Genomic DNA, 5,959 nt, shown 5'->3' on the forward strand with positions numbered 1-5,959 from the left:
CACCATCCTCAAGACCGTCGGCGCTTAAACCCTGCCATTACGGGCCTGGGTAATTACTCGCAAACTGTTCGTCCGTCAGCCAGAAATCATCCATCGGCCCCTCCCGTCAAAGCCGCGACTCATAACGTAGCCGTCCGCGCCACCGTCATGGGGCCGGACGCCGGTTCCGTCGCGTGGCCTCGGTCGCCGGCGCCGGCTCGCGCGGCCTCGGGCGATCCTCCCCGCGACGGTGCCCGCACCCGGACGCCGTGCGTTCGCTTGACCCTCCCGGCGCTTTTCGACAGGGTCCGCCACGCTTCATCCCACGGGCAGGTCGTTCCAAGAATCCGATGGCGTCAGGCGACGAGACGGCCGCACGGCCTTTCACGGTCTGTCGCCAGGACGAGGCGGTGCCCCAAAGGCTTGCCGGCGCCGTGGCGGCGATCGGCAACTTCGACGGCATCCACCGGGGGCACCGCGTCCTGGTCCAGGACGTGCGCGAGACCGCGCGGGCCGCGGGCCGCCCGGCCGCCATCCTCACCTTCGAGCCGCATCCCCGCGCCTATTTCGCGCCTCATGCGCCGATGTTCCGCCTCACCAGCCCGGCGGCCAAGGAGATCGTGTTCCGGCGCCTCGGGCTCGACGGGCTGATCGTGCGCCGTTTCGACGCGGATCTGGCCGGCACGGGCGCGCGCGCCTTCGTCGCCGACCTCCTGGCACGGGACCTCGGGCTGAGCGGGGTGGTGGTCGGGCACGACTTCCATTTCGGGCGCGGGCGCGAGGGCACGCCCGCCGTGCTGGAGGCCTTGTGCCGAGAGACCGGCCTGACCTGCCGCATCGTGCCCCCCGTGGCGCTGGCCGACGAGAGCCTGCCGGTCTCCTCGAGCGCGATCCGCGCCGCGCTTTCCGCCGGCGACGTGGTCCGCGCCAACGCGCTGCTGGGCTACCGCTGGTTCGTGCTGGGCGATGTCCGGCACGGCGACAAGCGCGGGCGCACCCTCGGCTACCCCACCGCGAACGTGCAGCTCCCCGATTGCGGGCTGGCGCACGGCATCTATGCGGTCCGCGTCCGCCTCGGCGACGGCGGCTTGCGCGACGGGGTGGCGAGCTACGGCCGGCGCCCGACCTTCGACGACGGCGCGCCGCTCCTGGAGGTCAACCTGTTCGGGTTCGACGGCGACCTCTACGGGCAGGTGATCGCGGTGGAGTTCGCAGGCTTCATCCGCGGCGAGGAGCGCTTCCCGAATGCCGAGGCCCTGATCGCCCGCATGGACGTGGACGCCAGGCAAGCCCGCGCGCAGCTGTCCGCCGACCGGACCGGCTCGATGCTCGATTGAGCCGGATGCGATCCGGCCTATGGCCGCCGTTTCCGCGGGCGGCGGCGTGGTTTAAGAGGTCGGAGCGAGAAATCTTGAGGCGGGGACGCAGGATGCTGGGCCGTTACGAGCGCGGGGCGAGCGGTGAGGCCGTGGTCGAGTACGGCGACGGCACCATGCGGGTGGTCAAGCCCGGCAGCTTCGTGCGCTGCGCGGTGACCGGCGAGCCGATCCTGCTGGACGCCCTGCGCTACTGGAGCGCCCCGCGGCAGGAAGCCTACGCCTCGCCCGAAGCGATCCTCCAGCGCCTGAGGCAGACCGGGCGGCCCTGAGGCCGCGTCAGGGCGCATCTTCGCGCAATCCCTGCAACTGCGTGCGTACCGGCTCCTCTTCGGTGAACCGCAGGCGCACCGGCAGCACCCGCACCCGGCCCAAGAAGCTCGCGGGCAGGCGCACGGCGTCCTTCTCCGTGGTCACAAGTTCCGCCCCGAGCCCGTCCGCCGCCGCGGCGAGGCCCGCGAGGTCCTTTTCGCGAAAGGCGTGATGATCGGGAAAGGCGCGGGTGCCGGCCAGCACCGCCCCGGCCTCGGCCAGCGTCGCGAAGAATTTTTCCGGGCGGCCGATCCCGGCAAACGCGAGAAACCTTCGGCCGGCGATGCCGTCCCCCTGCGGCACCAGCCTGCCGCGATGGACCGGCAGGCCGCGCCGCAGGGCCTGCGCGGCGACCGCTTCGCCGGCCTCGCCGTCGCCGACCAGCACCAGCCCGCCGACATGGCGCCATTGCCGGGGAAGCGGCACGCGCAAGGGGCCGGCCGGGAAGGGCAGGCCGTTGCCGATGCCGGCGCCGGCATCGGCAACGGCGAGCGACAGGTCCTTGGCGAGGCTCGGGTTCTGCAGGCCGTCGTCCATCACGATCACGTCGGCGCCCTCCGCCGCGCAGAGGGCCGCGCCGGCCACCCGGTCGCGGGACACGATCGTGGGGGCGTGGCGGACGAGCAGCAGGGGCTCGTCGCCGACGTCTGCGGCCCCGTGCCGGGCCGGATCGACGGCGACGGGGCCGCGCAGGCGGCCTCCATAGCCCCGGCTGAGGAAGGCCGGCCGCCGGCCCGTCTCACGCAGCATCGCGGCGAGCGCGATCGCCGTCGGCGTCTTGCCGGCGCCCCCGAGGGTGAAGTTGCCCAGGCACAGGACGGGGCAGGGGCCTTTCGCGCCCGCGCGGTCCATCCGCGCGGCGGTGAGCCGGCCGTAGGCGGCGCCCAGCGGCGCGAGGAGGCGGGCCGCCGGGTGGTCGGGTCCGGCATCCCAGAAGCGGGGCGGGCGCATCGGGGTCAGTGCTGCCCGGCGAGCTTCATCTGCGCGATGAAGGGATCGAGGACGGCGAGCGTCCGCTCCACCGCGCCCTCGAAGGGGCGCAGCGCGCCCTGCGCCGCCTGCGCCATGCGGCGGATGCGGGCCGGCTCGGCCAGCAGGTCGCCCACGACGGTCGCGAGTTCCGGTCCGTCCGCGACGGAGAGCGCCCCGCCGGCCGCGTCGAGGGAGCGGTAGACCTGCCCGAAATTGTGGGTGTGGGGGCCGTGCAGCACGGCCGCGTCCAGGCGCACCGGCTCGATCGGGTTCTGGCCCCCGTGCGGCACCAGGGAGCCGCCGAGGAAGACCAGGGGGCTCAGGCGGTAGAACAGGCCCATCTCGCCGATGGTGTCGGCGACGTAGACCTCGACGGCCGGATGCGGACGCCCGCCGGCCGAGCGGCGCGCGCTGCGCAGGCCGGCCTCGGCGGCGCAGGCGGCGACCTCCCCGCCCCGCCGGGGGTGGCGCGGCGCCACGATGGTCAGGAGGCGCGGGAACCGGTCCTTGAGGGCGGCGTGCGCCCGGGCCACGGCCTCGTCCTCGCCCGGATGGGTGCTGGCCGCCACCCAGACCGGGCGGTCGCCGACCATCTCACCCAGATAGGCGATCTGCTGGCCGTCCGCCGGGGGCACGGCGGCATCGTATTTGAGGTTTCCGGCGACGCTCACCCGCGGGGCGCCGAGGCGGGCGAAGCGCTCCCCGTCCTCGTTCGTCTGCGCGAGGCAGACGCTGATGCGCGCGAGCAGGGCCTCGGCGGTGCGCGGCGAGCGCCCCCAGCCCTTGAACGAGCGTTCCGACATCCGGCCGTTGACCAGCAGCAGGGGGATCTGCCGGGCGTGCAAGGCCAGGATCGTGTTGGGCCAGATCTCGGATTCGGCCACCAGCGCCAGGTCCGGCTGCCAGTGATCGAGGAAGCGCTCGACCCAGCGCGGGGCGTCGAGCGGCATGTACTGGTGCACGGCGCCCGCCGGCAGCCGCGCCCCGATCAGTTCGGCCGCCGTGCGGGTGCCGGTGGTGACGAGCACCGAGAAGCCGCGCCCGATCATGCCCTCCACGAGGCCGACGAGCGACAGGGCCTCGCCGACGGAGGCCCCGTGCATCCAGGCGAGCGGCCCCACCGGCCGGGCCCGGCCCGGCAGGCCGCGGCGCTCGGCCAGGCGCAGGCGGTCCTCCTTGCCGCGGCTCGCCCGCCACGCCAGCAGCCCGGCCACGGCCGGCTCCCCGAGCCAGAGCCCGGCCCGGTAGGCCCTGAGCGCCAGGGTGAGGGGGGGCACCCTCATGCCGCGTTCCCCACGCCGGCCGGCCCCGTCCCGTCCCCGTCGATCCGCGCGGGCGCCTCCGGGGGCGCCGCCCGGTAGAGGGCGGCCCGGTCCTCGCGCCCCACGAGGGTGTAGGCGCGGGCATGCACCCGGTTCATCCCGTCCTCGACCTGCCGGCGCAGGGCCTCGAAGGCCTCCCCCTCGCACTCGCGCGGCACGAAGACGGCCTCGCCGAACACCACCACGCCCCGCCCGAAGGGCAGGCCGAGGCAGGCCCGGTCCCAGCTTCCGAAGCGCAGGTGCCGGCTCGTCACCACGGCCACCGGGACGATCGGCCGGCCGGAGAAGCGGGCGAGCGTGAGGATGCCGGCGTCGGCGTGGCGCGAGACCTTGGGCACGTCGGCGCTGAAGGCGACGATCTCCCCGGCCTTGAGGGCCTTCAGCATGGCGCGCAGGCCCTCGGCGCCGCCTTTGGCCTTGGCGTCGCGCACGGCCCGCCCGCGGGCGCCCGACGCCCGGATCACCCGCACGCCCATGCGGGTCAGGGCGATGGTGTTGATGTTGCCGTCCGGGTTGCGGGAGATGATCGTCGCGACCCGGTCCTGCGGCCTTCCGGCGAAGGACACCATGATGTGCTGGCCGTGCCACATGCCCGCGATGAACGGGCTCAGTCCGTCGAGCCAGGCATCGGCCTCGCCCGGCTCTACCGTGAAGCGGTTGGTGGCGCGCACGAGGCGGAGATAGCCGGCGGCGAGGCGGCCGAGGGCGCCCTGGACGGCGGGGGTTCGGCTGAGGCGCTTGACGAGGCTCATGTCTCGCTTTTCAAGGTCCGGCGCCGGACCGCGCGGATCGCGGGCGGGAGGGCCGGAGGCCGGACGGTTGGGCTCCGCCGTCGAGGGGCGGTCTAGCCCCGGCGGGGTTGCTGGCGCAACCGAGCCTTCCGTCCCGTAGGGGAGCGACCAAAACGCGGCGACGCATCTTGTTTGGATCGATTCTAATCTATAGATTGGAATCGATCCAAAGAGGGGTGCGTGCGATGGCGACGGCATTGGACGGGGGCGTGGCGGCGACGGGCGGGGCGGAGGCGCGCCGGGACTTCGTCCTGCGCTACGTGCAGCCGGGGCTCGCGGGGCTGATCGACGGCTCGGTCTCGACGCTGGCCCCGATCTTCGCGGCGGCCTTCGCCACCGGCAGCAACGGCGCGACCTTCCTCGTCGGGCTGGCGGCCTCGGTGGGGGCCGGCATCAGCATGGGCTTCACGGAGGCCCTCTCGGACGACGGCAGCGTCACCGGGCGCGGCAGCCCCGCCATGCGCGGCCTCGTCTGCGGGCTGATGACGACGCTGGGCGGCCTCGGCCACACTCTGCCCTACGCGATCCCCGACACGCTGCCGGCCTCCTGGCCCGCCCATTGGCCGAACGCCTTCGCCCTGGCGACCGGCTTGGCGATCCTCACCGTGATCGTCGAACTGGCGGTGATCGCCGCGATCCGCACCCGCTACATGGCGACCCCCTTCTGGCGGGCCGCCCTCCAGGTCATGCTCGGGGGGGCGCTGGTGCTCGGGGCCGGCATGCTGATCGGCAGCGCCTGACCACCTGTTCAGACGATTCCGAAGCGGCCCGCCTCGCCGACGCCGGTGCCGCCGGCATAGGCGCCGTTCGACATCAGCCAGGAGACTACCGAGGACCCGTTCTGCAGGGCGAGGTCGGACGTGCCGTCGCCGTCGTAATCGCCGGTGCCGGCCACATGGTAACCCACGGCGTTTCCGACCAGGCTTCCGGACACGACGTGGCCGCCGCCGACGATCCAGGCCACCACCGCCGCGCCGTCCTGCAGCACCACGTCGGTGGTGCCGTCGCCGTTGAAATCGCCGGTGCCGACCACGCGATAGGACCCTGCTTCGCCGACGACGTTGCCGGACACGACGCGGCCGTCCCGCACCGCCCACTGGACGACGCTGGAGCCGTTCTGGAGAAGCACGTCGGTGGTGCCGTCGCCGTCGAAGTCGCCGGTGCCGACCACGTGATAGGCCCCCGTATCGCCGACGACGTTGCCGGA

The 5,959-nt window shown here is 73.8% G+C and carries 6 protein-coding genes and 1 pseudogene; 3 read left to right on the forward strand and 4 right to left on the reverse strand.

Annotation, left to right across the window (positions count from 1 at the left end; translation table 11 throughout):
* The first annotated feature begins 329 nt into the window (after window positions 1–329).
* A complete protein-coding gene (locus COGEMETH_RS06520; protein WP_238181797.1) occupies window positions 330–1,316 on the forward strand; it encodes a bifunctional riboflavin kinase/FAD synthetase in 987 nt (328 codons plus the stop codon).
* Between the two features lie 92 nt (window positions 1,317–1,408).
* Window positions 1,409–1,627, forward strand: coding sequence for a DUF2093 domain-containing protein (locus tag COGEMETH_RS06525; protein ID WP_238181798.1), 219 nt, complete (start codon window positions 1,409–1,411; stop codon window positions 1,625–1,627).
* Window positions 1,628–1,634: 7 nt separating this feature from the next.
* On the opposite strand, the gene lpxK is transcribed toward COGEMETH_RS06525, so the two are convergent.
* Genes lpxK through COGEMETH_RS06540 form a run of 3 tightly spaced genes read right to left on the reverse strand, consistent with a single transcriptional unit; the run spans window position 1,635 to window position 4,713 of the window.
* Complete coding sequence (gene lpxK / locus COGEMETH_RS06530; RefSeq protein ID WP_238181799.1) at window positions 1,635–2,618, reverse strand: tetraacyldisaccharide 4'-kinase; 984 nt, start codon at window positions 2,616–2,618, stop codon at window positions 1,635–1,637.
* A 5-nt stretch (window positions 2,619–2,623) separates the two neighbouring features.
* Window positions 2,624–3,922 carry a 3-deoxy-D-manno-octulosonic acid transferase gene (locus COGEMETH_RS06535; protein ID WP_238181800.1) on the reverse strand — a complete coding sequence of 433 codons (1,299 nt, stop codon included), beginning with the start codon at window positions 3,920–3,922 and terminating at the stop codon, window positions 2,624–2,626.
* Window positions 3,919–4,713, reverse strand: a complete 795-nt coding sequence (locus COGEMETH_RS06540; protein WP_238181801.1) for a lysophospholipid acyltransferase family protein — start codon at window positions 4,711–4,713, stop codon at window positions 3,919–3,921. The genes COGEMETH_RS06535 and COGEMETH_RS06540 overlap by 4 nt, the downstream gene beginning before the upstream one ends.
* A 161-nt stretch (window positions 4,714–4,874) precedes the next feature.
* Here COGEMETH_RS06540 and COGEMETH_RS06545 point away from each other — a divergent pair.
* Window positions 4,875–5,492: pseudogene (locus tag COGEMETH_RS06545) on the forward strand (VIT1/CCC1 transporter family protein); the annotation flags it as partial.
* A gap of 8 nt (window positions 5,493–5,500) precedes the next feature.
* On the opposite strand, the gene COGEMETH_RS06550 reads toward COGEMETH_RS06545, so the two are convergent.
* A partial coding sequence (locus COGEMETH_RS06550; RefSeq protein ID WP_238181802.1) for an FG-GAP repeat domain-containing protein occupies window positions 5,501–5,959 on the reverse strand: 459 nt, incomplete at its 5' end.

Source organism: Methylobacterium trifolii, from assembly GCF_022179685.1.
In the GTDB taxonomy this organism is placed as follows: Bacteria; Pseudomonadota; Alphaproteobacteria; order Rhizobiales; family Beijerinckiaceae; genus Methylobacterium; species Methylobacterium trifolii.